This is a genomic window from Candidatus Nitrosotalea okcheonensis (assembly GCF_900177045.1).
Lineage (GTDB): Archaea > Thermoproteota > Nitrososphaeria > Nitrososphaerales > Nitrosopumilaceae > Nitrosotalea > Nitrosotalea okcheonensis.
Map to the genome: position 1 here is coordinate 1,274,146 of NZ_LT841358.1, position 23,803 is coordinate 1,297,948.

General features: G+C 37.0%; 29 protein-coding genes, 3 tRNA genes and 1 other RNA gene. 20 read left to right on the forward strand and 13 right to left on the reverse strand.

All coding sequences use genetic code 11. The features are described 5' to 3' along the window. Nucleotides 1-192: 192 nt before the first annotated feature. Together BQ3481_RS07630 and BQ3481_RS07635 are read left to right on the forward strand one after the other, a co-directional pair. Nucleotides 193-456 carry a hypothetical protein gene (locus BQ3481_RS07630; protein ID WP_231911761.1) on the forward strand — a complete coding sequence of 88 codons (264 nt, stop codon included), beginning with the start codon at nt 193-195 and terminating at the stop codon, nt 454-456. Between the two features lie 21 nt (nt 457-477). Next, on the forward strand, nt 478-669 hold the full coding sequence (locus tag BQ3481_RS07635; RefSeq protein WP_157927736.1) for a hypothetical protein: 192 nt from the start codon (nt 478-480) through the stop codon (nt 667-669). Nucleotides 670-1,378: 709 nt separating this feature from the next. Here the strand turns inward: BQ3481_RS07635 and BQ3481_RS07640 are convergent. The 3 genes from BQ3481_RS07640 to BQ3481_RS07650 all read right to left on the reverse strand — a co-directional run bounded on the left by BQ3481_RS07640 (nt 1,379) and on the right by BQ3481_RS07650 (nt 2,591). Then, a tRNA-Ser gene (locus BQ3481_RS07640) sits at nt 1,379-1,462 on the reverse strand. Nucleotides 1,463-1,569: 107 nt separating this feature from the next. Then, entirely contained in the window at nt 1,570-2,103 is a 534-nt protein-coding gene (locus tag BQ3481_RS07645) for a 4Fe-4S dicluster domain-containing protein (RefSeq protein WP_157927737.1), read from the reverse strand. 41 nt (nt 2,104-2,144) lie between these two features. Next, nucleotides 2,145-2,591: a 4Fe-4S dicluster domain-containing protein gene (locus BQ3481_RS07650; protein WP_320410690.1), complete on the reverse strand. Its 447-nt coding sequence runs from the start codon at nt 2,589-2,591 to the stop codon at nt 2,145-2,147. A 75-nt stretch (nt 2,592-2,666) separates the two neighbouring features. Between BQ3481_RS07650 and BQ3481_RS07655 the strand changes: the two genes are divergently transcribed. Beyond that, nucleotides 2,667-3,338, forward strand: a complete 672-nt coding sequence (locus BQ3481_RS07655) for a translation initiation factor IF-6 (RefSeq protein ID WP_157927738.1) — start codon at nt 2,667-2,669, stop codon at nt 3,336-3,338. On the opposite strand, the gene hisS is transcribed toward BQ3481_RS07655, so the two are convergent. Then, nucleotides 3,322-4,596, reverse strand: a complete 1,275-nt coding sequence (gene hisS / locus BQ3481_RS07660; RefSeq protein WP_157927739.1) for a histidine--tRNA ligase — start codon at nt 4,594-4,596, stop codon at nt 3,322-3,324. The genes BQ3481_RS07655 and hisS overlap by 17 nt on opposite strands. 91 nt (nt 4,597-4,687) lie before the next feature. Here hisS and BQ3481_RS07665 point away from each other — a divergent pair, with 91 nt between their 5' ends. Together BQ3481_RS07665 and trxA are read left to right on the forward strand one after the other, a co-directional pair. Continuing rightward, the gene (locus BQ3481_RS07665) at nt 4,688-5,104 is read left to right on the forward strand and encodes an archease (protein ID WP_157927740.1); all 417 of its coding nucleotides are present in this window, start codon (nt 4,688-4,690) and stop codon (nt 5,102-5,104) included. A 40-nt stretch (nt 5,105-5,144) separates the two neighbouring features. Then, nucleotides 5,145-5,525, forward strand: a complete 381-nt coding sequence (trxA, locus tag BQ3481_RS07670) for a thioredoxin (protein WP_231911762.1) — start codon at nt 5,145-5,147, stop codon at nt 5,523-5,525. Here the strand turns inward: trxA and infB are convergent. From infB to glmM, 6 genes are read right to left on the reverse strand one after another with little or no spacing between them, the layout of a single operon-like run. After that, entirely contained in the window at nt 5,522-7,306 is a 1,785-nt protein-coding gene (gene infB / locus BQ3481_RS07675; protein WP_157927741.1) for a translation initiation factor IF-2, read from the reverse strand. The two genes, trxA and infB, sit on opposite strands and share 4 nt — an antisense overlap. Nucleotides 7,307-7,312: 6 nt before the next feature. Next, nucleotides 7,313-7,714 (reverse strand): nucleoside-diphosphate kinase, encoded by a 402-nt coding sequence (gene ndk / locus BQ3481_RS07680; RefSeq protein ID WP_157927742.1) that lies wholly within the window; start codon nt 7,712-7,714, stop codon nt 7,313-7,315. A gap of 1 nt (nt 7,715) precedes the next feature. After that, nucleotides 7,716-7,919 (reverse strand): 50S ribosomal protein L24e, encoded by a 204-nt coding sequence (locus BQ3481_RS07685; protein WP_148694572.1) that lies wholly within the window; start codon nt 7,917-7,919, stop codon nt 7,716-7,718. Nucleotides 7,920-7,925: 6 nt separating this feature from the next. After that, nucleotides 7,926-8,132: a 30S ribosomal protein S28e gene (locus BQ3481_RS07690; RefSeq protein WP_101477902.1), complete on the reverse strand. Its 207-nt coding sequence runs from the start codon at nt 8,130-8,132 to the stop codon at nt 7,926-7,928. Beyond that, complete coding sequence (rpl7ae, locus tag BQ3481_RS07695; RefSeq protein WP_157928517.1) at nt 8,129-8,515, reverse strand: 50S ribosomal protein L7Ae; 387 nt, start codon at nt 8,513-8,515, stop codon at nt 8,129-8,131. The genes BQ3481_RS07690 and rpl7ae overlap by 4 nt, the downstream gene beginning before the upstream one ends. Before the next feature lie 60 nt (nt 8,516-8,575). Beyond that, on the reverse strand, nt 8,576-9,931 hold the full coding sequence (glmM, locus tag BQ3481_RS07700; protein WP_231911763.1) for a phosphoglucosamine mutase: 1,356 nt from the start codon (nt 9,929-9,931) through the stop codon (nt 8,576-8,578). 38 nt (nt 9,932-9,969) lie between these two features. Between glmM and BQ3481_RS07705 the strand changes: the two genes are divergently transcribed. The 10 genes from BQ3481_RS07705 to BQ3481_RS07750 all read left to right on the forward strand — a co-directional run bounded on the left by BQ3481_RS07705 (nt 9,970) and on the right by BQ3481_RS07750 (nt 15,695). Next, nucleotides 9,970-10,054: transfer RNA gene (locus BQ3481_RS07705), tRNA-Leu, on the forward strand. 339 nt (nt 10,055-10,393) lie between these two features. Next, nucleotides 10,394-11,251: a phosphoribosylglycinamide formyltransferase gene (gene purN, locus BQ3481_RS07710; protein WP_157927743.1), complete on the forward strand. Its 858-nt coding sequence runs from the start codon at nt 10,394-10,396 to the stop codon at nt 11,249-11,251. Next, the gene (locus BQ3481_RS07715) at nt 11,248-11,976 is read left to right on the forward strand and encodes a creatininase family protein (protein WP_173848090.1); all 729 of its coding nucleotides are present in this window, start codon (nt 11,248-11,250) and stop codon (nt 11,974-11,976) included. The genes purN and BQ3481_RS07715 overlap by 4 nt, the downstream gene beginning before the upstream one ends. Before the next feature lie 45 nt (nt 11,977-12,021). Beyond that, nucleotides 12,022-12,252 carry an LSm family protein gene (locus BQ3481_RS07720; protein WP_101009335.1) on the forward strand — a complete coding sequence of 77 codons (231 nt, stop codon included), beginning with the start codon at nt 12,022-12,024 and terminating at the stop codon, nt 12,250-12,252. A gap of 7 nt (nt 12,253-12,259) precedes the next feature. After that, the gene (locus BQ3481_RS07725) at nt 12,260-12,427 is read left to right on the forward strand and encodes a 50S ribosomal protein L37e (protein WP_157927744.1); all 168 of its coding nucleotides are present in this window, start codon (nt 12,260-12,262) and stop codon (nt 12,425-12,427) included. Then, nucleotides 12,428-13,378: a hypothetical protein gene (locus BQ3481_RS07730; RefSeq protein WP_157927745.1), complete on the forward strand. Its 951-nt coding sequence runs from the start codon at nt 12,428-12,430 to the stop codon at nt 13,376-13,378. Further along, nucleotides 13,379-14,053, forward strand: a complete 675-nt coding sequence (rpiA, locus tag BQ3481_RS07735) for a ribose-5-phosphate isomerase RpiA (RefSeq protein WP_157927746.1) — start codon at nt 13,379-13,381, stop codon at nt 14,051-14,053. Between the two features lie 18 nt (nt 14,054-14,071). Continuing rightward, a complete protein-coding gene (locus BQ3481_RS07740; protein ID WP_157927747.1) occupies nt 14,072-14,980 on the forward strand; it encodes a TIGR00269 family protein in 909 nt (302 codons plus the stop codon). A 41-nt stretch (nt 14,981-15,021) separates the two neighbouring features. Then, nucleotides 15,022-15,334, forward strand: an RNA gene (gene ffs / locus BQ3481_RS07745) — signal recognition particle sRNA. Nucleotides 15,335-15,365: 31 nt separating this feature from the next. Continuing rightward, nucleotides 15,366-15,695 carry a hypothetical protein gene (locus BQ3481_RS07750; RefSeq protein WP_157927748.1) on the forward strand — a complete coding sequence of 110 codons (330 nt, stop codon included), beginning with the start codon at nt 15,366-15,368 and terminating at the stop codon, nt 15,693-15,695. On the opposite strand, the gene BQ3481_RS07755 is transcribed toward BQ3481_RS07750, so the two are convergent. Together BQ3481_RS07755 and BQ3481_RS07760 are read right to left on the reverse strand one after the other, a co-directional pair. After that, nucleotides 15,689-15,970: an acylphosphatase gene (locus BQ3481_RS07755; protein WP_157927749.1), complete on the reverse strand. Its 282-nt coding sequence runs from the start codon at nt 15,968-15,970 to the stop codon at nt 15,689-15,691. The two genes, BQ3481_RS07750 and BQ3481_RS07755, sit on opposite strands and share 7 nt — an antisense overlap. Before the next feature lie 40 nt (nt 15,971-16,010). Further along, a complete protein-coding gene (locus BQ3481_RS07760; protein WP_157927750.1) occupies nt 16,011-16,742 on the reverse strand; it encodes a 50S ribosomal protein L2 in 732 nt (243 codons plus the stop codon). A 101-nt stretch (nt 16,743-16,843) separates the two neighbouring features. On the opposite strand from BQ3481_RS07760, the gene BQ3481_RS07765 reads away from it, so the two are divergent. From BQ3481_RS07765 to gatE, 5 genes are all read left to right on the forward strand, one after another. Next, nucleotides 16,844-19,045: a CDC48 family AAA ATPase gene (locus BQ3481_RS07765; protein ID WP_157927751.1), complete on the forward strand. Its 2,202-nt coding sequence runs from the start codon at nt 16,844-16,846 to the stop codon at nt 19,043-19,045. Between the two features lie 70 nt (nt 19,046-19,115). Beyond that, nucleotides 19,116-19,808 (forward strand): DUF3800 domain-containing protein, encoded by a 693-nt coding sequence (locus tag BQ3481_RS07770; RefSeq protein ID WP_157927752.1) that lies wholly within the window; start codon nt 19,116-19,118, stop codon nt 19,806-19,808. A 171-nt stretch (nt 19,809-19,979) separates the two neighbouring features. After that, nucleotides 19,980-20,204 carry a DUF2283 domain-containing protein gene (locus BQ3481_RS07775; protein ID WP_157927753.1) on the forward strand — a complete coding sequence of 75 codons (225 nt, stop codon included), beginning with the start codon at nt 19,980-19,982 and terminating at the stop codon, nt 20,202-20,204. 227 nt (nt 20,205-20,431) lie between these two features. Further along, nucleotides 20,432-21,715: a Glu-tRNA(Gln) amidotransferase subunit GatD gene (gatD, locus tag BQ3481_RS07780; protein ID WP_157927754.1), complete on the forward strand. Its 1,284-nt coding sequence runs from the start codon at nt 20,432-20,434 to the stop codon at nt 21,713-21,715. 32 nt (nt 21,716-21,747) lie between these two features. Beyond that, on the forward strand, nt 21,748-23,655 hold the full coding sequence (gene gatE / locus BQ3481_RS07785) for a Glu-tRNA(Gln) amidotransferase subunit GatE (protein ID WP_157927755.1): 1,908 nt from the start codon (nt 21,748-21,750) through the stop codon (nt 23,653-23,655). Nucleotides 23,656-23,663: 8 nt separating this feature from the next. Here gatE and BQ3481_RS07790 read toward each other — a convergent pair. Beyond that, nucleotides 23,664-23,748 (reverse strand) — tRNA-Leu (locus BQ3481_RS07790). Nucleotides 23,749-23,803 lie beyond the last annotated feature (55 nt).

Below are 23,803 nucleotides of genomic sequence, written 5' to 3' on the forward strand. Positions count from 1 at the left end.
TATTTAATTTGCTCAATTGACACAATTGTTGAAAACACATTCTAATTCCAACAACATGGAATAATATCATAAAATGAAATGAAAATAATTTTTTGGAATATGAAAATGTAATCTGGACAGAATTTAATTCATATAATGCTGCTACTATAACTCATGTCACAAATTATCAAACAAAACAGAACCTGGGTTTTAATGAGCCAGCTCAGAGACAACACCACAAAAGAAGACTTGGAAAAGATTACTCCATCAATAATTGAACTGGTGTACAAATGGCAATCCAAGGGCAGATTCATTTGGTCTGGACCATTAAGCGACGAAAAAACAGGCATGGCCATATTTGAAGCGACTGAAGAGGAAGCACAAGAATTCCATGAGGAATATGGAAGGATATGCTCAGAAATGCTGGATCATTCCCTGTACCAGTGGGAGTCTATCCCATTTCTCTCCATGCTGTAATTCAGGTCTAACTGGAGAGACATGTCCGTATTCAAGCGAGGTGATAGAGTAAGAGTAGTAGAATCTAGTGAAAACTCTACCAAAACTTACGTCATCAAGAAGATTTTTGAATCGGATGATGGTATTCCCCTTTATTTGTTAAAATCAGAGACTAGTTGTGCATTGAGCCTGTTCTATGAAAATGAAGAAGCAGGGCTTGAAAGAGTGACATGATTTTAGATCCATGTTTTAAAAAATTAGAACATGAAAATGTGACATTCATTGTTTTTAATTATTATTCGTTATAACTATCAAATGTGTTTTGCATGTCACATGTAATTTTTGTGGCAAGAAAACGCATTGGTCATAAGATCACTGGCATAACTGCTTGTACATTGCTTAGACATTCCAAACCGCAGTTCTTGTAAATTACAACCAGGATATCCAAACATTTGGATTTGACCAGTGATCTCTTTTTTCATATCTTTTTTGCCAAGATATTTCACAATTTACATAACAAGATCTTGTTTTATATTGAATTAATTTTTCTCCACATCACAGATCGGATGATGAAAAAATCATCCTTCTTGACTGAATTTTCATAATCTGTGTCAGCTATTATTTTGTGTATAAATTCAATTTCTTTTTTTGTCCATTCGTTTATTTTTTTATCATCTTTGATTTTTAAGATCCGCTAGATACATTCACCATAGTTAGATATTCTTCCATGTGATTGGTTCTCAAGTCTCAACCTATCCAGAAAAGCGCAAGCAGTGTCAGCGTTTTCAGGTAAGAATTTTCTATGAAAGTCAGCCTTAGAGTATTCGATCCTGGCCCGGTTATTATGGATGTCAAGATTTATGGTTTTGTTCATATCATCATAATATGGCCTAGTTTAAAAACGGGAAAATTGTTCATTGTGGGATTTCATTGATAAGAATAACGCAGAGAGAGGGATTTGAACCCCCGGGTGCTTGCGCACATAGGCTCTCAAGGCCCACGCCATGCCGGGCTAGGCGACCTCTGCAAGTTTTTTTTATAAGGACTTGTTAAAATTTGTTTAAGATCGTAGTTTTTAGAACTAAGACATACCATGTGTGATAATAACAAGAAAAAGAAAAGGGACGAAAAATTCTAGTGGTGTGCGTGTGGATTAACAGAACCGGTTTCCATCTTTACAAAGGTTCCGGCTGCTTTCTCATGGTGTTCCAAGTTAGATTGGTCTACCTTGATGGCTTGTGGAGGGCAAACTGAAACGCATGCCATGCACCAAATACAATCATGTTCTCGGATTGGATCAGCCTTATCGGTGTAGTCCGCTCTGTGTTCTTTTTCAGAACTACCTGTTCCAGCAAATGTTGCGTTTACTGTTTGTTTTGCAGGAATATCTTGTTCTGTTCTGTACCATTGGAAGACTTGGACAGGACATGCCTCAATGCATGCACCATCTGCTACACATGAATCCCAATCTACAGCTACCATTGTACCACTTACGCCCAATGGTTCAATTTTTTCTCCTCGAGCCTTGAATGACTCGATGCAATTTTCATCTTTTGAAGCTTCTGCTAATCTACCAGGGCCCCATCTGAAGTGAAAATGCTCACCATCGGCGTGATTTATTTTTCCAAGTGGGTTGTAACCCTTTGGAAAGTCTTCTGGTATCGGCATAGTTTTTTGTCGCAGGCTATGTTATTTAAACCTAGACAAAACTAAGTAAATTTTATAATCTCTTTTTCATGGATGTCTTGATTTAACTGATCAACCTTGATTGCTTTTGTGGGACAAACTTCAACGCAGGCCATACACCAAATACAATCAGCTTCTTTCACAGGATTTGCTTTGTCAGTGTAATCTTTTCTATCATTTCTACCAGTTTCACCAGGATTTTTGTACCATTCAAAAACCTTGACAGGACAGCTCATCAAGCATATACCGTCAGCAATACAAGAATCCCAGTCTACAGCTACAAATGTACCATGAATTCCTATTGGCTTGATTTCTTCACCTATAGCTTGAGAGTCAGCTTTTACTTTTGGATCTATTGATGCTTCAGCAAGACGTCCAGGACCCCATACCAAATGATAATTTTCGCTTAGTGGATCTTTGAACTTTTCAATCGCATGATGATTTGTAGGAAAGTTTTGATCTATAGGCACAATATTTGAGATTATTGTTAGTTATTTAAAGTGTATACAAGATAAATTCATATCTTTCACAAATTGTCCTAGTTTGTGGGAATTTTCAAATATGATGTATATCGCAACCCTAACGTAGGTATCTATGCCAAGTGTAATGACAAATTTGTTTTTGTCCCAAATGGATTTGCCACTACAAAAGCAAAAAACCTTGCAGAATTTTTAAAAACAGATTATGTCTTCACGTCAGTTGCAAATACAAGATTAATTGGACCATTGATGGTAGTAAATAACAATGGATTATTGTTGCCACGTAATTGTCATGAAGAAGAAATATCACATTTGAAAAAATCAACTGGACTCAATGTTGACATACTTGACACAAAACACAACGCATTAGGAAATCTAATTTGTGCAAACGATAAAGGAGCAGTAATGTCACCACTCATTCCAACAGAATATGTAAAGAAAATCGAAGATGTATTAAAAGTCAATGTGATAAGAAAAAGAGTTGCAGGATATCATCAAACTGGTGCAATGACGGTGGCAAATTCCAGAGGAGGAGTCATTCACCCATCTACAGAGGAAGAAGATATCAAGATGATATCACATGTACTAGGCATAGAGTTAGAACCTGCAACTATCAATGGCGGATCTCCTTATCTATCCTCAGGCATGTTGGTAAATAATAATGCGATAGTTGTTGGAGGCCTCACAAACGGTCCTGAGCTAGTAATGCTGACGAAGGCATTTAGAGTTGAAGACTAGATTTTACATCATTTAGCATAACATCAAGTTGTATCTGTTTTTCAGAACCATCTTCCATATTTCGAATTATTACGCAGTTATCAGCATATTCCTTTGGTGCCACTATTATAACACGCTTTGATGTAGAGGCAATTTCCATCTGTTTCTTCAGAGATTTCCCAGATAGATCTACATCTGTGGGAATACCATTTAGGCGTAGTTTGGATGCAACATTAATTGCAATTTTTTGCATATCACTATTAATAAAAACTACAGATACACGGGATTCTGAATTCTTTGTGCTTACTTGTTGTTTTTCTAATAACAGTGCAATTCGTTCTACTCCTCCAGCTGCACCAGTTGCTCCAAGATCACTTCTTCCAAAGGCCCTAGTCAATGTATCATATCTTCCACCACCAACCAGTGCACCCACATCAAAATTTTTCTCAAATACTTCAAAAATAATTCCAGAATAATAATCAAGACCTCGTACTATGCCAAAATTTATTCTAGCATTATTTACACCGCGATTTTTTAGAGTATCAAACAATTGTAAAATTTTATCCCAGTTTTTTATTTGACTAGTATCAATTTGTTTTTCTATTTCATTAGGAAGTCCCTTGATCTCAGAAAATTTAAGAATTTGTTCTAATTCTGGTACAGAGTAACCCTTTTCTTGATATTCGTTAATGATATCTTGTTTTCTCTTTTTTTGGATCTTATCAACAGCCCTTAGTATATCACCAATTACATTTGGCGAATCAGACTTGAAAACATCTTTGACATATGATTCTACAAGTTCTCTGTCACATATATCAATTACAATATTTTCAAGTCCTAATCTAGATATGAATTTAGATGTAAAATCAATTATTTCTGCATCGGACTCTATACTTGGTTCTCCATAGATTTCTATGTCCCATTGATGAAAAAACCTATACCTACCTTTTTGCGGTTCATCATAACGCCATACACCACCAAATGTCGAAATTTTGGTAGGCAAGCGTATAGATTTTTGCGATGTAGCAAAACGCGTAAGACCAATTGTAAAATCAAAACGTAATGCCACTTCGCGGTCTCCTTTGTCAGTAAAGTGATAAATTTCATTTTTTATTGATGGACCACTTTTTGTTTCTATCACAGATAACAATTCAATTGGAGACGGTTCCATGAATTGAAAACCAAACAAATTTGATGTCTCAATGAATTTTTGACGCACGTATTCAATTGTAGAAGATTCCATTGACTCAATATCTCTCATACCGCGTGGTAATTCCAATTTCAAACTCATTCTTTTTCTAATGCATTTAGACTTTCTGATTACTAAAATCATAGTTAGAATAAATAGTGCACTACAAACCTACCAATTCGTGGCTTATCGATATTTAGATCATATGACAGATGCGTTCATCGAGGTAACTGGAGATACGATAGATGAAGCATTTGAAAATGCAGGCATATCAGTTGTAGATACAATTGTTGACATCAAGTTGGTTGAGAACAAAGAAGATAGAGAAATCAGACTCTATGCAGATGACCTGAAAAGTTTACTATATAGCTGGCTTGAGGAAATAATTATTCTTACAATAACAGACGGATTTGTAGGAAAAATATTTCATGTAAAAATAACAAAAAATGATAGATATCACCTACTGGCAAAAGTTAGTGGAGAGGAAATTAATTTTGAAAGGCATCATTTCAAAATGGAGATCAAGGCACCTACATATCATTTAATGGAGATAAAAGACGAGAAACCAGTTTTGATGCAATTTATTCTTGATCTATAGGCTAAATTATTAAATAGCCTTTATCCACAGCAAGTCAGGTTTGGTAGACGAAGAATTAGAAAAAATTATGAAAAAGAAGTTAGAAGAGATGAAGTCATACAAGGAACCAGAGATTCTGGATCTCATCGATTCTAATTTTGATAAATCCATAATTGGTGATACACCGATAATCATAGATTTTTGGGCTACATGGTGTGGTCCATGCCAGTTTATGTCTCCAATTTTTGAAAAAATCGCAAAAAAATACAAAACCATTAGATTTGCGCGTGTAAATGTAGACAATGCCCCAGGCATATCTCAGAGATATGGTGTTTATTCAATTCCAACATTTATTGTATTTAATAATGGTGAGCCTGTTGACAAGGCAATGGGAGCAATTGGAGAACCTGGACTGCATATGCTTGCACAAAAATATGCCTAATAGGCATAAAGTGGGTTAATTTTTCTCTGGATATCTATTATCTCTCTTAGAACTTGGAATTCCTCAGGACTCAATTTGTGAGAGAATGTTTTCAATAACAATTTTGCTTCAGGAGAGGGTGGTAAAGAATAAAAAACTTCTTCTTCAGATATTTGTCTGCCTATCGTTACATTTTGGATTGAGACAGCTACTTCTTTACCCTTTTTTGCAACATCAACGCTTTTGCCGTTATCTTGAATTTGATGTACAACACCAATTTTTCTGCCATTTGAATTCATGACAGATATTTTTTGCTTCAATACACCTGCATCTACTAATACCCCAAAAACTGCGGGGTTGTTCTTTCTAAACACATAACCTTTGAGAAATGTAAATTTGCATATCGGCGTAAGTTCTTGGAAAATTGCGTTCTCTTCATTTGCAGTATCATCCTGAACCCAATTGACATAATTATCAATCAAACTGTAAATTACCTGGTCATGAAAAATCTTGATGTGACTGGCATCTGCCTCTTCCTGAGCATCCTGCAAAATCTTTACATTAAATGCTATTATCACACCCAGATGTCTATCGCGTTCTTTTATTGCTAGTGCCTCCATAACATCTCGCCTTGTTACAGGCCCAATATCTGCCATGGATATGGATATGTTTTGTTTTTTCAGCATATCAGTCAAAGCTTCTAGCGAACCAATTGTATCACATTTTAGAATTATTCCTTTTGTATCAGTTTTGATAAATACTGATTTCATTTCTGATTCGATCAATTTTTTAAATTCTTCAATCTTAGATTCATCGGTAGTTGCATAGACAGGGCTTCCTGGAAGTGCACCTTCTAGATCAGGTGATGCAATTTTGATGCCAGCTGCTGCAATCACCTCATTTACTGGCATAAATTTATCCCTAGGATCACGCATTTCATCGAGAGGTTTTGGAAGAAGTATTGCCTTGGGTTTTGTCACTATTACTGAATCTCTCTTGGAAACTAGAATGAAATCACCTTTTCTCAAAGTACCATCGATTAAGACAATGTTTGCCGTCATTCCTAGACCAATCTCTTCTTTTACCTCAAGAACTATGCCTCTTGTCTGTTTCTCCGTTTGGTCCAATTTTTTTTGCATGTATTGTTGTGTGAGTCCTACCAAGACTGCCAGCAACTCAGGCATTCCTTCTCCACTTCTGGCACTGACTGGAACTATTGCTACTTCTTTTAGAAAATCCTTTACTCTGTAAAATGCCTCCGAATTATATCCTAAAACAGATAATGTCCCTACCACATTATACAACAACTCATCAAGTGCTGTCTGTACAAATTGATCCTGTTCCTTGACAGATTGTGAAATAAATTTTGTTGTAGGATTTTTTTTCCATCCAGAAATCATGTCCACCTTATTCAATGCTATTACAAACGGTACTTTCCTACTCTGTAAGATTTTTAGACTTTCGTTAGTTTGGGGTTGAAATCCTCGATTTACATCTACAACTAGAATTGCAATGTCTGCAGCAGAACCGCCCCTTGCTCGAAGATTTGTAAATATTTCATGCCCTGGAGTATCAATAACAAGCAAACCCGGAATTTCTTGATTTCCTCCACCCATTTTTGCAAAAAGAGGCCCACAAACTTTCTTTAATGTTTCAGTAGGAAGAAAACTTGCACCAATATGCTGCGTAATACCTCCAGCTTCCCTTGATTGTACACCCGTACCTCGTATCTTATCTAGCAGAGATGTTTTACCAGAGTCTACGTGACCCAGAACTGCTACTATGGGCTGTCGTATTTGCAACTACTTTCACTTGAATACCACAGCTATTTCTTTTTCAAAACTTTCCTTAGAGTCAGAAGCATGTATGATATTATCAGAGATGCCCAGTCCAAAGTCTCCTCGTATTGTTCCCGGTGCAGCATCAAATGATTTGGTTGAGCCTATCATTAGTCTAGTTGTTGCAATTGCATTATTTCCTTCTACAATAGCTGCAACCACACTTCCTGAAGTAATAAAAGAAACCAATTCTCCAAAGAATGGCTTTGTGTTATGTACTGAATAGAATTCTTCTGCCATTTGTTTTGTAAAAGTAAACATTTTCAATTTCAAAATATTAAATCCCCTGTGTTCAAATCTAGAGATAATATCACCAACTAGTTTTCTTTCTACACCGTCGGGCTTTACAATGAATAACGTCTGTTCAGTCATTTTATTTTTTGACCTTTATTCCGCCCTTGACATATTTATTAGTCCACTTGAGTCTTCTGGGATCACGCTTTAGGACTAGCATGTTCTTTTTGCACTTTGAAGAACAAAACCAAAACACTGAACCGTCATTTTTTACAAGCATGGTACCAGAACCCTTTGCTACAGGTCTATTACAAAAACTACAAGGCTTGACTAGAACACTCAATTTTTATCACTTTATCTTTCTCGCTTCACGTTCTGTTTCTCTCAATATTAGAATGTCAGACATTCTTACAGAACCTTTTACATTTCTTGTTAGAATTCTTCCTCTGTCTTTACCATCTAGTATCTTTACTCTAACCTGAATAACTTCACCAGCAATTCCGGTCCTTCCCACTATTTGTATAACTTCGGCAGAGGTAGGAACTTCAGTACTCATTTGCTAGCTTGACCGCCTTTTATCTGCGATAACGATGCCACAATTTGGTCTACAATGTGTTGAGCATCTCCAGAATCTAGTATCGCAGCAGCAGCAGAGGTAACATCAATTCCCAAAGACTTGCCAAGATCTTGTCTACTTGGAACAAAACCATATGGAATTCCGTGTTCCTCACACAGTATAGGAAGGTGAGCAACTACCTCTGGTGGTTCTACATCTTCTGCAATAATCACCAGTTTACTTATTCCTCTTTCGATTGCTTTTGTAACTTCATTGGTACCTTTCTTTACTTTACCACTTTGATGTGCGACTCTTACGGCCTCATAAATTGGGCTAACCAAGTCAGTGGGCACCTGAAACTTAACATAATAAGCCTTAGCCAGATGTATCACCCATTGGGATCATTTCCATTCTTTCTGTCTTTTCAATTGGTTTTAAAAGTGTTATCTGTCAAGTGTGGTCTTTACCTTTTGCAAGTATTTTGCAAAAATTTCATCTAATTTAGATTGAGAGTACGATTCAGCATAAATTCTGGCTATTGGTTCAGTACCACTCAACCGTACCATTATCCAACTAGAGTCATCTAATGATAATTTAATTCCATCAATAAGATCTTTTTTGTAAGGTTCTGTTTTTAGAATTTTAACTATTTTTTTAAAATCATCTTTTGAACATTCTATTTTTCCTTTCGTGGTAAAAGATGGAGGTAGCATACCCATTTCTTTTGATAAAGAATTTTTGCTACTTGCTAGAAGATCAAGTAAGATGGCCATAGTCATAGAGCCATCTCTGACCTGATTATGTTTACCATACATAAAACCACCATTTTCTTCAAAACCAATAATTGCATTTTCTTTCACCATTTTGCGTGAAACCTCAACACTACCCACTTTGGTTCGTAAAACTTGTGATTCCGAGTCCTTTGCAATTTTTTCTATTACAAATGTGGAATTAACAGATGTAACTATCGTGGATTTTGGTTGTTTTTTTAGAATGTATTTAGATAAAAGTAATGCAGACCTATCACCCGTGAGAATTTTTCCTGTCTCATCGCAAAAAATACTTCTATCACCATCTCCATCAAATGCTATACCAAGATCAGCTTTTGATTTTATTATCATACTTGAAAGTTTGTCCAAATTTTGGGGTGTTGGTTCTGATCCTCTGCCTGGAAAAGTACCATCTATTTTTTCATTGATTAGGATTGTCTCACATCCAAATTCCTTACATAGAATAGGAGCCGTTACTGCCTGAGCTCCATTACCAAGATCTAGCACTATCTTGAGATTTTGTGATTTAATTTTACTTGAATTAACTTGTTTTTTAATTCCAGAAAGATATGTATGTACAGCATTTGATTCCTTTTTAATCAAGCCAAACTTCTTTGAGATCGTCCATTTTTTCGTAAAGTAAAATTCTTCTACTTTGAGCTCATCTTCTCTTGAAATTTCAATGCCGTCCTTTGCAACAACCTTTAGCCCATTATACTTTGGTGGGTTATGTGATGCAGTTATCATAATTCCTCCATTATATCCAAGTTTTTTTGTGGCAAATTGTAAACACGGGGTAGGAACTAGGCCACATACTGCAGAATCGAGACCTAGTGAGCTCAGTGCTGCAGTTACTATTTTTGATATTACTACACTTGATTCTCGTCCATCATAACCCACTAAAATTGGTCCTTTTTTGAAAAAACTTGCAATTGACAGAGTAATTTTTGATATAAAATCAAGGGTGAGATCTTCTCCAAATACTCCCCTGACACCATTAGTTCCAAATAATTTCGCCATACGCACCATCAACAATAGATAAATTTGTCTTAAAAGTCATGGTGCATGCGGGAGTTGCCAAGCCTGGTCAAAGGCGCAGGGCTTAGGACCCTGTCTTTTAGGAGTTCGTGGGTTCAAATCCCACCTCCCGCATTTATTGAACTATACAAAGCTGCATTTCTTTATGATTGCGAAAATGAACACTACAAAAGTTATTCGAGCATTCGTAACAATGCCAGTCACCTATCGTAGAGCACACTTTACAAATTTTTATAGGATTATTGTGATCATAACTATTTCCTCTATTATGGGATCTGTGAGAAGTTTTTTGTTTATCCATCATTCTTCCTCATTTAAATTAAAATTTGAAAAACTTCCATTCAACAACACATTACAGAATTACAATATCTAGTTGGACTAGCATTCTTACAATACGTCATATTCCAAAAGGCTATTTAAGTATTAATAAGTGCAGTACGTCTAACAATTAGAATGGATAAGACGACTGTAGAACTTGTTATAGTTGGAAAAGACCATGAAGGCGTAGTAGCAGGTTTTACTAATTTCATTTTTCAAAATAATGGAAACATAGAGAAAATTAATCAAAATGTAGTAAAGGGACTTTTTGGAATGTATCTAGAAGCATCCTTTACAAAAAAACTGGATGTAAAGAAATTCAGTAAAGAAGCTGAGATCTTGGCAAAGAATCTCAGAATGGAAGTCAATATTCACTATGAAGTATCAAAAAGAAAAAGAGTGGCAGTGCTTGTAACAAAAGAACCTCATTGTCTTGAAGCTATTCTAGATGCAAGGATGAAGGGTAAGATCAAAGGAGAGATCGTGGTACTAATAGGCACTGAAAATACTTTAGAATCTTTAGCAAAAAAGGCTAATATTCCATTTATCATGATAAATGAAAAGGATCAGGCAAAGGCAGAACAGAAAATAATTTCTGTCATAAAAAAATTTAATGTTGATTTAATAGTACTTGCAAGATACATGCGAATACTTTCCCCTAACTTCGTATGGAGATATCCAAACAGAGTCATCAACATACATCCATCCCTTTTGCCTGCATTTCCTGGCGCTTTTGCTTATGTTCAAGCATATGAGCGAGGAGCAAAAATTGTAGGATGTACCGCACATTATGTGACTGAAGATTTGGATCAAGGTCCCATAATTTTCCAAGATGCTTTTGCCATAGATGAAGATGAAACTTTAGAGTCATTGAAAAAGAAAGGACAGAAGTTAGAAGCTAGTACATTACTAGAAGCTGTAAAAATGCATCTCGATGGAAGATTAGAGGTATATTGGGGTAAAGTACATGTTAAACCCAAGAGATCTAGATGATAATAAGAGACCTCACAAATACAGATATTCTCAAAATAGCAAGGAGTGGATCAGTTGCATTAATTCCAGTCGGATCAATTGAGCAACATGGTCCTCATCTTCCCATATCCACTGATTCTGACATAGTGTCACACATAGCAAGACAGGTATCAGAAAAAAATGGATTTTTGTTACTGCCTACCCTTCAATATGGAGTTTCTTTTGAACATCATCCATTCTTCAACCTGAGTCTATCAAGTCCTACTTTAGAGAAGATTCTGATTGAGTTGTGTGTTTCATTGTCAAAAAACCATGTCGATACAGTCATAATCCTGAATGGGCACCATGGAAATCTAGACGCATTAAAAAAACTACCAGGCAAAGTTTCCAAGAAAACCGGTGTCAAACAGCACATCTTAGTTTATTCATACTGGCATTTTATGAGAGAGGAGTTTGATCATGCAGGATTTGTTGAAACATCCATCATGTTAGCAATATCAGACAAAGTACAGATGAACAAGGCTGAAAAAGGATTCATTCCGGGTAACTTGTCAAAGGCTGAATTGAGTCGACTAGGCAAGAAGGCAAACAGGTCATTTATTGCAGTAACAAAGAATGGTGTCTGGGGAGATCCCACTACGGCCACAGCCAAGGATGGAAAAATGATTCTAAAGGAAATAATTACAAATTTGGTAAAAGCGAGTCAAACTTGCCTTACTGGAACAGGTCGAAAAATTCACCAATGAAATTTTAATATATACCCTCCATAGAGTGGGTAATAAGTGAAATAAATGTCAGTAGATATGGCAGTAAAAGTACTTGATGAAAGCCTAAACAAGGTTGTGCTTATCAAGCTGAAAGGCGGTAAAGTGATAAGAGGCAACCTTCATGGTTTTGACCAACACATGAACCTGCTACTTGAATCTTCAGAAGAGATTCCTTCTGAAGGAGAGACAAAAAGCCTTGGAACCATAGTTGTCAGAGGAGACAACGTAGTTATCATATCCCCTCCACCAAAGTGAGTGTATTATGACTAAAGGTACTACCTCAATGGGAGGCTATACAAGAAAACACGTACACATCAGATGTAGAAGGTGTGGAAAGAATGCATACCACATACGACACAAAAGATGTGCTAGTTGTGGTTATCCTGAGGCTAAGATAAGAAAATACAACTGGATCAAATGGTATACCTAAATGGAAGAAATAGCGCTAGTTTTTAGCTCTCTTGCAGGCGCATGTACGGCAGTTGCACTCGACAAGATTCCAAAGATAAAACGCAATAAACAAACTCCAACTATTAATTCTGCAATAACAAATCAATTACATTCACTAAGAATGGAAAAGGAAATACTCTCAAAAACCATTACAAGGCTTCACCAACAAGAATCAGATGTTACAAAAATACAAAAAGACAAGCTTTTGCTTCGTTATCAACATCAACTTGGAACAGTCATTACCAAGATTGAAAAACTTGAAGTTGCAAGCAAGTATCCAGATTTAGGCCAAGTTGGAGATAGTTTGATTTCACTAATGGACAACAAACTTTCACAGTTAGATCAACGATTGCATGAGATTTCTTCGAAGATCACAGTAAATACAATTACTCAACCTAAACAAGTGGAAAAACCTATGGAGACAATACTAGAAAGTACTCAGGTCAGGAAAATAGAGCCAAAAATAGAGATTCAAAAAGAAAAAATTGAGATTCAAGAGAAGACAACAGTAAAGTCAGAAAGAACATCCGAGTGGTTACCCCCAATTGAAGTTCCAACACATGAAAAACACAGAACGGTAGAATTGAGTACCTTAACAGAGATCACAAGTAAGATTCCACAGTTCCCCGCTGATCTTATCAGACCTGCACAAATTGAACCGCAGGTTCCTCAAGTAATCATTGAACCAATACTAGTTGAAGAGCCAATACAAGTTCCTCATCCTAACACACATGGTATAACAGAAGAGATTTTGCCAGAAATACCAAAGCCAGAATCAATACAACAGGAATCAGAAAGAAAGATACAGCTTCCAGCAGCAATCAAGATACCAGAAGAAGAAAAGCTGGAAGATGATGACAAGGATTTGGACAAGATAAAAAGCGAAATAATGAAGGCATTATCAAAGCTAGAACAAGTAGAGGTAGAATAATTGACAGTAGATGATGCCATTGAGGCATTATCACCACAGGCACTAAAAATGATCAAAAACAATTTTGTTATAGGTCTTGGAAGTGGAAGAGCGGCAACTGTAATAGTGAAGCTATTATCACAATACATTAAAAAGAATAAATTTTTTGTCAAGGCAATACCTACATCGCTGCAGATCAAGATAGAGGCAGAAAAGGGTGGAATTCCAATAATAGATGCAGATCAGATTAATCACATAGATTTGGTCTTTGACGGGGCAGATCAAATAGACGTAAAAGGAAACATGATCAAGGGTGGAGGGGGTGCTCTTTTACGAGAGAAAATTCTGATAAGCATTGCAAAAAAGGTTGTGATAGTGGCGGATGAATCAAAATTTGTCAAAAAACTTGATCGAAGTGTACCTGTAGAGGTGCACCCATTTGCAAGAAATACAGCTGATAAACAAATAAGAGAATACGGAGGAATACCACACCTCAGATTGTTAGAGCGTGGATATCCATTTGTGACTGAAAATGGAAACATCATACTGGATTGTAACTTTGGCCAAATACAGAATCCAAAAGAACTAGCATCAAAAATAATAGGAATTCCAGGCGTTATCGAGGTTGGAATATTTCCAAAGCCAGATATTATTTACAAGACAAGGAAAAATGGCAAGTATGAGACCATACAATAACACAGGAAGAATTTTACCATGAAATGCGATCGTTGTGAAAATGTAGCTGCTTATTCAAGAAAGTATTCCGGAGAGAATCTTTGTTCCAGTTGCTTTTCAAGATCAATCGTACACAAAACTACAAAAACAATGACCAAGTACAACATGATAAAACCTGGCGATGTAGTGGGTGTTGCAGTATCAGGCGGAAAGGATTCTCTTTCATTGTTACAGATACTAAAAGAAATTTCCCTAGATCACCATTTTACATTAAAAGCTATTACAGTTGATGAAGGAATTCCAGGATACCGAGATGAAGCTCTTAAGATTGTAGAAGAGTTTTGTAGAAAAATTGATGTGGAACACAAGGTATATCCATACAATTCTCTTTTTGGTGCAACGTTAGAACAGACATTAGAACATAGAAGCAATGAAAAAACTTCATCGTGTTCCATATGTGGCGTATTAAGAAGAAGGGCAATAGATTTTGGCGCCATTGATCTAAAAGTTGATGTAATAGCAACAGGTCACAATCTGGACGATATGTTACAGACGTTTATTATCAACATTATTTCAGGCGATACAAAAAAAATTGGTTGGATGGATCCTGATACTTCGGAAAACAAGATACGAAAAATAAAACCGTTCTATGAGATTTATGAAAATGAGATTATCTTCTATGCGTTCACAAACGAAATTCCATTCCAGTCAGAAGAATGCCCTCACATGAATGAAGGAATTAGAACAGAAATTCGTAATTTTTTAAATTCCCTAGAAAAGACCCATAGTGGAATCAAAAATAACATGTTCAAGTCAATTTTGAAGATCTCGTCCACCCTCAAAGACTCCAACAATTCAGAATGGAAAACGTGTTCAGAGTGTGGTAGCGAATGCACAGGAGACATATGCTCTGTCTGTAGTACATTAGCCAATCTACGATTGAACTAAATCCTAATGCAGATAAAGAACTTGTATTACAATAAATTCGGTAGTAGGTAGGGTTGGGGCGCTAGCCGTGCCCTATCTCTGAAACCGGCTATATGCAGAGACCAGTAACTGCTGGATAAATCTCTAGATAGACGGTACTCGCAGGACTTGCGGATATGAAATCACGCCGAAGCGGGTGGATACAGGACTGAAGTTATCCGAAGGGATGACTCTCAAGTTCTAACTGCCGAAAGGGATGAGGTCCGGGAGGGAGCAATCCTAAGGTAGAGCATCCACGCTGCTTCGTCTACGTGGCGGATCTTGCTTGACTTGAGATGAGACCGCTTGTTTAGACTGGAACTAGCGGATCTACTACCTTAATATTCTTAAATCAAAGAGGAACAACGTGGAAGGATTAGTTTCAGGAAAGAAAAGAACTTATGACGAATTTAGATCAAATATGCCTTCAGGTGTAGCTACTCTATTTGATGAACTTCGTAGATATTGTTTGACTCTTGGAAAAAATGTAATCGAGGACATTCGTATGCACCGGATTGTATTTGCAAAATCAATTAAATTCCGAAGTTTTGCAGACATTGAACCACAACGAGATTCCATCATCATAAAGATCAAAAAAGATAGAAAGGAGCCAGAAAAGGAAATACAGATAAAACTAGATGACAATCTCGATGAAATCAAGAAACTTCTTTTGAATGCATATACTAGCATTCATTGATAATGAATCATGAAATTAGTGAATTCCCCAACGTATCTTTCTTCAGTAACTGTTAATTCTTTTACAACTGCACCAGCAGGTCCAAACCTGGCCCATTCCACTACAGCATCTACGTTTGAATCATTTCCTTCCAAGATGGCTTCTACCCTATCATCTTGAAGATTTCGGACCCAGCCCAGGACATTATTTTTTTCAGCAGTCTCCATCATCCCTTGACGAAAGTAAACACCTTGTACTCTCCCTTCTACCAAAAGATGAACTCTCTTTAAATTCATGAATATTTATTTTCTAAAACTAGTATTTAGTCTTGAGGAATTATGCTCGTTCTTTCATTCTGGATCGTCCAGTCTTTCTAGCGGCAATGCTTCCAACCTTACGTCCAGGCGGGGCGTTTCGTGAAACTGTAGAACTTCTTCCAACATGTTGATGTCTTCCACCACCATGTGGGTGAACGTATACAGCTTGTGCAACACCTCTTACTATTGGATACTTGTGTCCCTTTGAACGCTTTCTTCTCCATGCAGGTCCTGCTCGCATGAATGGTCTATCTCCAACACCTCCTCCAGCAAGAACTCCTATCATTGCACGGTTCTGTGGGTTAAGGGTCGTGAATTTTCCAGATGGTAGTTTTATTGTTACACCTTCAGAGCTATGTGAGAAAACTGTTGCATATGTTCCAGCAGATTTTACTATTGCTCCGCCATCACCAAAATGCTTCTCCACATTGCATACTATGGTACCATCAGGGATATTTTGGACACTGATAACGTTACCCGGAGAAATATCAGACTTTAAACCAAATTGAAATTTAGAACCAATTTTAGTACCAAGAACAGATGGAACAAAAGAGAATAAGCCGGTCTCAAATCTAACTTTAGCTAGAGGCGCATCCCTTCCTGTCTCATGAACAATGTCGACTACTTTGGCCTCGTGCTGTTCTGCCAATTGGAATCGAGGATACTTGGCTGGAAGTAACTTTCCAGTAGAAGCTGCACGGAATTGCATTCCACCTCTACCTCGTCTTCTTACTAATGGTCTCTTACCCAAAGTACCGGTTTTGGTTTATCTTGTAAATTTTAATCTTCTGATCCTTTGTTCAGGATCAAAGACGACAAAGGTATAAAAATTAGTTTGAGGGTGCTAAATCTGTGAGCCAGAACACACTTTCCCTTAAGGTACTTGAGGCTTATACTCGTGATGTAGGGAGAGGAGTGGCACGTATTGATTATGATTCCATGGATTCACTTGGGGCTTCAACAGGAGATGTTATTGAAATCAAAGGAAAACGAAGAACCGTAGCCAAGTGCTTACCGCTTTATCCTTCGGATGAAGGAAAAGGGATTATCAGAGTAGACGGTCTAGTTAGAAATAATGCAGGAATTGCAATAGGTGACACCGTTGCTGTCAGAAAGATAAAAGCAGTGGCTGCTGAGAAAGTAGTGGTTGCCCCATTAGAGGCAATACCACCGATTGATGAAAGGTATCTTGCTGATGCACTGGAAAGTGTTCCATTGATAAAAGGAGATAATGTGATGGTGCCGTATTTTGGAGGAAGACTAACTTTTCAAGTTATTGGTGTTACACCAGCAGCTGATGCTGTACTTGTCACACAAAAGACAGTATTCCACATTGCAGAAAAAGGAGAAACTCTTCGTGGTGTACCACAAGTAACCTATGAAGACATTGGAGGATTAACGGATGAAATTAAGAAAGTTAGAGAAATGATAGAACTTCCACTAAGACACCCAGAAATTTTTGAAAAACTTGGAATTGAAGCTCCAAAAGGAGTATTATTGTATGGACCTCCAGGAACTGGTAAAACATTGCTGGCAAAGGCGGTCGCAAATGAAAGCAATGCACATTTCATTAGCATATCAGGACCAGAGATAATGAGCAAGTTTTATGGTGAAAGTGAAGCTAGACTCAGAGAGATTTTCAAGGAAGCAAAAGAGAAATCACCATCCATCATATTTATTGATGAAATTGATTCGATAGCTCCAAAAAGAGAAGAAGTTACTGGAGAGGTAGAAAGAAGAGTGGTTTCTCAACTGCTATCACTAATGGACGGTCTAGAGGCTAGAGGAAAAGTAATTGTCATCTCTGCAACCAACAGGCCAAATGCAATTGATCCAGCTCTTAGAAGACCTGGAAGATTCGATAGAGAGATTGAGATCAAGGTACCAGACAAAAAGGGTAGAAAAGACATCTTGATGATACATACAAGAAATATGCCACTAAGTGACGATGTCAATGTAGACAAGATTGCTTCAATAAGCCACGGCTATGTTGGAGCTGATTTAGAGTATTTATGTAAAGAAGCTGCTATGAAGTGTCTTAGAAGATTACTCCCCGAACTGAATCTGGAAGACGAAAAGCTTCCACCAGAAACACTTGACAAATTAGTAGTCAACGGTGACGATTTTCAAAATGCCATAAGAGAAGTTACTCCATCAGGAATGCGTGAAGTGTTCATTGAGAATCCCGATGTAAGTTGGGATGAAGTCGGCGGACTTGAAAATGTAAAGAGAGAGCTGCAAGAAGCTGTAGAATGGCCAATGAAATATCCTACTCTATACTCAAAGCTGGGACATAGAATGCCAAGAGGAATATTGTTACATGGTCCCAGTGGAACTGGAAAAACCCTAATGGCAAAAGCTGTTGCAACTGAAAGTGAGGCCAATTTTATTTCTGTGAGGGGACCAGAGTTACTATCAAAATGGGTTGGAGAATCAGAACGCGGAATAAGAGAAATATTTAGGCGAGCAAGACAGGCATCACCATGTGTAATATTTTTCGATGAGATCGATTCTATTGCACCAATACGCGGAGTTGGAGGAGAGACGGCAGTGACAGAAAGAGTAGTAAGCCAGCTTTTGACAGAATTAGACGGTATAGAGAGTTTGCACGGAGTTGTAGTACTTGCTGCAACCAACAGAGCAGACATGATAGATACCGCATTGCTAAGACCTGGCAGATTTGATAAGATAATACTTGTTCCATTACCAGACAAGGAAGGAAGGAAAAAGATTTTGGCTATAAATACAAAGGAGATTCCGGTAATAAGAGAATCAATGGCAAATGGCATAAAGAATCCAGACTTTGTAGACATTGATAAAATTGCAGAAGCAACCGATGGAATGAGTGGTGCAGATGTGGCATCAATAGCAAACACTGCAGTATCACTTGTAATACACGAGTTTCTTGACAAGTATCCTGATCAAAAAGAAGCTGAAAAACAGGCTGCAGAGGCAAAGGTAACCATGAGACATTTTGAAGAGGCAGTGAGAAAAGTAAAGACACAAAAGGAATTAAAGATAGGCGAAAAAGTCGCAGTTCCATACTATAGGTAATTTAAACTTAGGAAAAATCATACTAAACTGCAAAAACCCTTAAGTAATTTTAGACCACTCCAGCATTGATTTGCCAGTAGTCAATGTATTTGTAGATGAAGCCGGAGATCTCGGGTTTTCTAAAACTTCTACCAAATCTTTTGTCCTAAGTTATGTAATCATGATAAATGATGTTCCAATATTCATTCGCAACAAAGTTAGACGATTATTAAAAAATACAAACACTAGACGCAGAATTAGAGGCAAGGCTGAAGAATTCAAATTTTCAAATGATGATCATACAACTCGTCAAAGATTACTTGGAAAGATCAAGACATTTGATCTTTCCATAGGCACCGTGGTAATTATGAAAGATAGCGTAAAGGAGAATTTGAAAGAAAGTCAGTCTGCATTATACAACTATCTAGCTGTGAATTATGTAATCAATACTATCGTCAATTCATACCTAAAACCATGGGTACCATACAATGAGATTCATTATACCATAGACCGAAGCCTGTCTGAAAAAGCAATAAAACATTTTAACAGATATTGTGAGGAGAAAATCTCTTTTGTGAAGAAAGACAGACAGTTCAAAGGAGACATCATAGTAAAAATCAAACATTCTGATTCTAGGAATGATGTTTGTCTGCAAATTGCTGATTATATAGCAGGAAGCATCTTTGCCAAGTCTGAAAGACTGGATAACAAGTATTATGATCTAATCAAGGGAAAGATAAAACACAAAGATCAGTGGGATTGGCATAATAGAATTAATTGGTGACTCTGAACTTACTTGTTCCATCCTGTTCCACAGGCATCTACCTTTCAGCTCAGATCCTACTAGTTGCCTAGTAGACTTTACTCACCTGTCTTAGGTTAGGTACAAACAGTGGTATTAACTTTTAGTATATTATAATAGTAGATAATTTCATTAATCATAGTAAGACTAGAAATGGCTTTAGTAAAATACGATAAGAAAGCTAATGCGTTATACGTGAGATTGGCTCCAAGTAAAAAACACATCAAGGAGACAATATCCTTGGGAGAAGACAGGTTTGTTGATTTGGATGATAAGGGTCATGTAGTAGGCTTTGAGATTTTGTTTCCAAAGTCCATGCCAAAAGAGGCTGCAAAAGCTATCATCCGTTCTAAAGATATCATAGAATTGACACAATAAAATTAATTGATGACTCTGAACCTACTTGTTCCATCCTGTTCCACAGGCCCATTTTAGAAATCTGTTGAAATAATGAAGATAAGTGCGCTTGTAGCCTCTGACTTGAGGAACTTTTCGTACACATCCATGCTTTTGTCCATATTTTCTATATCATGACTCTCGATTTAAGTATGGATTCCTTTAGCTTTCCGGTAATTTTAATAAAATAACTTTTCTAGTTCTATCAGATGTCACAATTTGGATACAGGGGTAAAGGACTTGAATTTCTTACAAGTAATAAGATAGCGATAGGAAGTCAGGTAAAGATTCACGCAGATTCAGTTTACTCGGGGGTCATAATGCCAAGATATGAACACAGTGATGACCACCACATTGTTTTAAAATTGAAAAGCGGATACAACATAGGGTTAGAACTTGATAAGATAAAAAAAATAGAGATGGAAGCAGCACCTGTAATAAAAAAAGAAACAACATACAATTCACAGTCGAATTCAAAACTTCCAAAAATTCTCCTCTTATCAACAGGCGGGACAATTGCAAGCAGGATAGATTATAGAACTGGTGCAGTCACTCCAGCTCTTACTGCTGCAGAGCTTAATGCAAGTGTTCCAGAACTTGCAACCATTGCAAACATAGACACTGAAGTACTTTTTTCAGAATATTCTGAAAATTTGCTTCCACACCACTGGATAGAGATTGCAGAAAAACTTGATTCTTATTCCAGATCAGAATATGACGGAATCATAGTGGCTCATGGTACAGACACTATGCAATATACAGCATCAGCGCTAGCATTTTCTTTAGCAGGATTCCCAAAACCAATTGCGCTTGTAGGCTCACAGAGATCATCAGATAGACCATCATCAGATGCTGCACTGAATCTAATTGCCGCCACAATATTTTTGACAGAGATACATTCCTCAGGAATTTTTGTAATAATGCATAATAGTTCAAACGATGATGAAATTGCTTGCAACTGGGCAACACGTGTAAGAAAAAACCACACTAGTAGACGAGATGCATTCAAGACAATAGGTGGCCCTCCTGCATATATTGTAAAATCAAAAAGTATTGAAAAAGACAGGATGTTTAATGTTCCAGAAAAGGAATACATGCCTAGGATCAAGTTTGACGATCATGTCTTGTTGCTAAAATATTATCCAGGCCTTGATTCCAAGATCATCGAGTATGCAATAGATTCAGGATATAGGGGAATAATTATTGAAGGAACTGGACTTGGTCATGTTGGAAAAACAATGTATGAGTCAATAGAAAAGGCAAAGAAAAATGGATTGTTTGTTGGAATGACATCGCAATGTATTGATGGAATGGTAAGAATGACCGTCTATGACAGTGGAAGAGATCTTTTGAATCTAGGGGTCATGCCACTTGGAAACATGATACCTGAGACAGCTCTTGTAAAAACAATGTGGGCATTGGCCAATTCCGAAAATTCTGACGAAATGACAAAACTGATGAAAGAGAATATTGCTCTTGAATTTTCAGACTAAGCTTTAAAGCAAGTACGAGAATAAAATTACAAATGTCCGAAATCCAAATTGATAAAATAGGACTTCTTGTAGGATTAGAAATCCATCAACAACTTGCAACCGGAGCCAAGTTATTTTGTAGATGTAAGCCCATCGAGTCAGAGGAATATCCGATTAAATTTTCACGTAAATTGAGGATAACCAGTAGTGAGTTAGGAGAGTTTGATCCTAGTGCTATTTTTGAAAAAAGTAAGGAAAAGACAATTGTGTATTATGCAAATCCAGAGAGTAGCTGTCTAGTAGAACAAGACGACGAGCCTCCGCATGATCTTGATCCTAATGCAAAAGAGACTGTTTTGATTATGTCATCTGCATTAAAATCAAACATTTTCAATGAAATCTATGTAATGAGAAAACTTGTGATTGATGGTTCCAATACCTCAGGTTTTCAAAGAACTATGCTGGTGTCTATGGGTGGAAATCTTGAAGTCAATGGTAAGAAAGTAGGGGTCCAGAGCATCTGTCTTGAGGAAGATGCTGCAAAACTGCTTCAAGACTTGAAAGATACAAGAGAATACAGTTTGGATAGATTAGGAATACCTCTAGTAGAAATTGCATTGGATCCTGTATCTGGCACACCAGAAGAAATCAAAAATATTGCTTTGACTTTGGGTCGAATGTTGCGAGCAACAAAAAGAGTAGGAAGAGGCATTGGGTCAATTAGGCAAGATGTTAATGTGTCAATAGAAGGAGGTGGTTCGGTAATAGAAGTAAAAGGCGTACAGAAATTAGATCAGTTAGAAAAAGTTATTGAGTATGAGGCAAAAAGACAGCATGGTCTTAAAATCATTGCTGAGAAATTAAGAACGTTAAAAATTGAAAAAATATCCAAGACGCAGGATGTAAAAGATGTGTCAAACATCTTCAAGAGCTGTAAATCAAAAATTATCCAAAAATCTCTTTCAGAAGGTTCCTCAATAAAGGCAATGAGAATCAAAGGATATGCCGGAATGTTTGGATGGGAACCATATCAGGGAATAAGATTAGGAAAACAGTTGGGCGAGCTGGTCAGATTCTTTGGCTTGGGCGGTCTGTTTCATTCTGACGAACTACCAAACTATGGTATTGAAGAGTCAGAAATTCAAGAAATAAGAAGCATACTTGAGATAAAACCTAGTGATGCGTTCATCATCTTGGCTGGAAATGAGAGAAAACTCGACACAGTGATTGAGTCTATCATAAAACGAATTGAAGATGCAAGAAATGGAATACCAGCAGAGACAAGAGCTGCTACAGTCACAGGTGAAACAGTGTTTCTACGACCAAGGCCGGGTTCGTCTAGGATGTATCCAGAGACAGACATACCGCCAATTATTGTAAACAACATAGAGATAGAGCAAGCAAGAGATAAAATTCCAAAATCATGGGAAGAAAATCTCATAGCGTTACAAAATCAATATGAACTAAATCAACAACTTTCAGCCCAGATATTTGACTCTGAATATCTAGATCTGTTTGAGACAATATGCAAAGACAAGAGAGTATCTCCCAATTTTGTGGCCTCGACTCTTTGTAGTACAATTACAAATTTGGAACGACAGGGAATGGATTCAGAATTATTGAGGACCACCGATATTTTAGAAGCTTTTAGTTTAGTAACTGAAGGAAAAATAGCAAAAGAATCACTTGAGATGATATTTGAGAGCGTAATGAGTGGAAAGTCAAAAACGATTATGGAAGCAATCAAGTCTAATGCGTTGAATACCATGGAAGATACTGAATTACATAAAATATTAGATGAGTTGGTAAAGTCTAATTTGAAAATGATTGAAGATCAGGGATTAAGATCTATGGGACCATTAATGGGTTTAGCCATGAAAACACTACGCGGTAAAGTAGACGGTCAGAAATTAAATCAATTATTAGAAGACAAGATAAAGATCAAGATAGATGGTAAATAAGCAAAAAATGCGGGAGGTGGGATTTGAACCCACGAACTCCTAAGAGATAAGGTTCTGAGCCTTACGCCGTTGACCAGGCTAGGCGACCCCCGCAACAACGTGAGAATTAAGATCCTACAATAAGTTCTTTTTTATATTCATCCATCCA